Source organism: Allobosea sp. CER48 (assembly GCF_044752385.1).
Taxonomy (GTDB): domain Bacteria; phylum Pseudomonadota; class Alphaproteobacteria; order Rhizobiales; family Beijerinckiaceae; genus Allobosea.
This window is the reverse complement of sequence record NZ_JBIWYK010000725.1, coordinates 1-1,106: the sequence shown is the minus strand read 5'-3', so window position 1 is coordinate 1,106 and position 1,106 is coordinate 1. Positions and strand designations below refer to the sequence as shown.

Below are 1,106 nucleotides of genomic sequence, written 5' to 3'. Positions count from 1 at the left end.
TTCAGTCGCCGATCACGCCGCGACGGCGGAGCAGGACCAGCGTGAGCAAGGCGGCTGCGATGCAGGACAGTGCCACGAAGCCGGCGCCGAGCTCCGACTCGACCCAGGGCAATCCCTTCACATTGATGCCGAACAGGCCGGTGATGAAGGTTGCCGGCAGGAAGAGCGCCGTCAGCAGCGAGAGCACATAGAGCTGGCGGTTGGTGCGGCTGGCTGAACGGGCCGCGATCTCGTCCTGCAGCAGCCGCGCGCGGTCCTGCACCGACTGGACATCGTGATGCAGCCCGTCGATGCGCTGCAGGAGGCGTAGCGCCGCCGCCTTCACCGGATCGGGAGCGCTGCGGCCCGACTGCGTTTCCGCGAAGCGCCGGAAGAGGACATGCAGCCCGCTGAGCTGGCGATGGAGCCGGACGGCGGTGCGGCGGATCGCTCCGACGCGCTGCGGGCCGTCATGCAGGCGATCGAGCAGGATGTGGTCCTCGACGCTGTCCGTCTCGTCGACGAGGCGGACGACCGCGTCGGTGATGTCGTCGATGATGTATTCGATGATCTGCTCGAACAGGCCTGCGGGGCTCGACGCCGGTTCGCCGCGGTCGAGTGCTTCGGCCGTCATCCGGATCGAGTGCAGGGCCTCGCGGCGGCCGGTCAGCAGGAACCTTTCGCCGATGATCCAGTGGAGCGCGCCGACATCCTCGGATTTGTCGGCGATGTCGCGGATCAGGTCGTGCGAGACGCCCCAGGCGAGGTTGGCCGAGTGGTCGAGGCGCTGATGCTGCTCGTGCGAGAGGAAGGCCTCCTGCGTGGTGTCCGGCAAGGCCTGCTCGGCGATCCAGGCCTGCGCCCGCGTGTGGACGAGGTCGAGATGCAGCCAGACGAAGCCCTCGGCCGGCGCGAGGCCCGGCATGGTATCGCGGGGCGTGCGGCTCGGCCGACCCTCCTCATCGAAGCTGTAGGCCCAGATGATACCGGACTGGGATTGGACGTCGCTCGGCATGCCCTGCTTCCGCTGCCGCCGCGAGGTCTCGGCGGCGCGGCGCCTAAGGGCGCTGCGGATGTGACAGCGGCGTGACGGCCGTCGCCCCCAGGCTAGTTGCGATTGGCAGCGG

General features: G+C 69.1%; 1 protein-coding gene. It reads right to left on the bottom strand.

From position 1 onward, the window contains the following. Nucleotide 1 precedes the first annotated feature (1 nt). Nucleotides 2-994, bottom strand: a complete 993-nt coding sequence (locus tag ACIPIA_RS16820) for a CorA family divalent cation transporter (protein ID WP_400511125.1) — start codon at nucleotides 992-994, stop codon at nucleotides 2-4. Nucleotides 995-1,106: the final 112 nt, after the last annotated feature.